At 69.2% G+C, this 2,047-nt stretch carries 1 protein-coding gene; it reads left to right on the forward strand.

Going from position 1 to position 2,047, the window contains the following annotated elements; all coding sequences use genetic code 11:
• Positions 1-158 precede the first annotated feature (158 nt).
• Positions 159-2,047: DNA polymerase (locus tag VGD44_RS05995; RefSeq protein WP_331084905.1), on the forward strand; the 1,889-nt coding region annotated here is incomplete at its 3' end.

Below are 2,047 nucleotides of genomic sequence, written 5' to 3' on the forward strand. Positions count from 1 at the left end.
GAGCAGAACGAGCCCGGCGCCTCGCCAGGCCCGGCGCCCTTCCGCGTCCTTCCGCGTGCTTCCGCGGGCAATCATGACAGCGCCTGCGGCGCGCAGGGCGTCTCGTGTTGATCGCCTCCGCAGATGACCTCGCGCCGTCCAGCCCCTATCTTCCGCCCATGACCGACACGCTCGACGCCGACGCCCCGCAGACCGTGGGCGAGACCCCCCGTGAACCCACCCAGGACGGCCCCGCGGTCCGGCTCTATCTGGTCGATGGCTCGGGCTTCATCTTCCGCGCCTTCCACGCTCTGCCGCCGCTGACGCGCAAGTCCGACGGGCTGCCGGTGGGCGCGGTCGCCGGCTTCTGCAACATGATCTGGAAGCTGCTGGTCGACATGAAGGCCCAGGCCGACGCGCCGACCCACCTGGCCGTCGTGTTCGACCACTCCGAGGACACGTTCCGCAACAAACTCTACGACCAGTACAAGGCCCACCGCCCGCCGCCGCCGGAAGACCTGCGCCCGCAGTTCCCGCTGGTGCGCGAGGCGACCCGTGCGTTCGGCGTGCCTTCGCTCGAGCTGCCCGGCTACGAGGCCGACGACATCATCGCCGCCTACGCCTGCAAGGTCCGCGACCTGGGCGGCGAGGTGGTGATCGTCTCGTCCGACAAGGACCTGATGCAGCTGGTCGGCGACCGCGTGTCGATGCTCGACACCATGAAGAACGTGAAGATCGGCGTCGAACAGGTCTTCGAGAAGTTCGGCGTCACCCCGGACAGGGTGGTCGATGTCCAGGCGCTGTGCGGCGACTCGGTCGACAATGTGCCGGGCGCCCCCGGCATCGGCATCAAGACCGCCTCGGCCCTGATCGCCGAGTACGGCGACCTCGACACGCTTCTCGCCAGAGCCTCCGAGATCAAGCAGGACAAGCGCCGCCAGACCCTGATCGAGTTCGCCGACCAGATCCGGCTGTCGCGCCAGTTGGTGCAGCTCGACTGCGACACCCCCCTGCCCGAGCCGATCGACGACCTGGCCGTCCGCAACCCGGACGCCGGGGTCCTGCAGGCCTTCCTCGAGCAGATGGAGTTCCGCACCCTTGCTCGCCGAGTGAGCGACGCCACCGCGCCGGGCCGCGATGCCGCCGTGCAGTCGGTCCTTGCCGAAACCCGCGCCGCCGGCCCGACGCCGCCACAGCACGGGGCCATCGATTCCAACGCCTATGTCTGCGTGCGCGACGTGGAGACCCTGGATGCGTGGATCGCACGCGCCTACGACGCCGGCGTCGTCGCCTTCGACACCGAGACCGACGCCCTGGGCGCCTTCCAGTCCAACCTCTGCGGCGTGTCACTGGCCATCGCGCCTGGCCAGGCCTGCTACATCCCGGTCGGCCACGCGCACGAGCACGAGGGCGGCCTGGCCCTCGAGGCGCCGGCCGATCTGGAGCAGGTCCCGGAGGACGTCGCGCTGGCGAAGCTGAAGCCGCTGTTCGAGGACCCGTCGGTCCTGAAGGTGGCGCAGAACGCCAAGTACGACATGGCGGTGCTGGCCAGGCGCGGCATCCACGTCGCGCCCATCGACGACACCATGCTGCTGGCCTTCGCCCTCGAGGGCGGCCTGCACAACAAGTACGGCATGGACGATCTCTCGAAGCGCGTCCTCGACCACGAGCCGATCCCCTACAAGCAGGTCGCTGGCGTGGGGAAATCGCAGAAGAGCTTCAAGCACGTCGACCTTGCCGCCGCGACCGCCTACGCCGCCGAGGACGCCGACGTCACGCTGCGCATCTGGGAGCATCTGAAGCCACGGCTCGCGCACGAGCACATGGCCACGGTCTACGAGCGCTTCGAGCGGCCGATGCCGGAGGTGCTGGTCGGCATGGAGCTGGAGGGGATCAAGGTCGACCCGCAGATCCTGCAGCAGCTCAGCCACGACTTCTCGGTGCGCATGGTCGAGCTGGAGGCCGAGGCGCACCGCGTCGCCGGCCGGCCGTTCAACCTGGGCAGCCCCAAGCAGATCGGCGATATCCTGTTCAACGAGATGGGCATCGCGTCCGGCAAGACGACGGC

The sequence above is a fragment of the Phenylobacterium sp. genome, from assembly GCF_036402295.1.
In the GTDB taxonomy this organism is placed as follows: domain Bacteria; phylum Pseudomonadota; class Alphaproteobacteria; order Caulobacterales; family Caulobacteraceae; genus Phenylobacterium.